We start from the raw sequence: 255 nt of genomic DNA on the forward strand, positions 1-255 counted from the left end.
CCAGGGGGAAGCGACTGTTTACTAAAAACACAGGTCCGTGCGAAGTCGCAAGACGATGTATACGGACTGACTCCTGCCCGGTGCTGGAAGGTTAAGAGGACCGGTTAGTTTCACGCTTGCGTGGGACAAAGCTGGGAATTTAAGCCCCAGTAAACGGCGGTGGTAACTATAACCATCCTAAGGTAGCGAAATTCCTTGTCGGGTAAGTTCCGACCTGCACGAATGGAGTAACGACTTCCCCGCTGTCTCAACCAT

General features: G+C 52.2%; 1 rRNA gene. It reads left to right on the top strand.

Going from position 1 to position 255, the window contains the following annotated elements:
* Positions 1-254, top strand: a 23S ribosomal RNA gene (locus tag FJV46_RS15150); the annotation flags it as partial.
* Position 255 lies beyond the last annotated feature (1 nt).

It is taken from the genome of Arthrobacter agilis (assembly GCF_006494655.1).
GTDB lineage: Bacteria > Actinomycetota > Actinomycetes > Actinomycetales > Micrococcaceae > Arthrobacter_D > Arthrobacter_D agilis.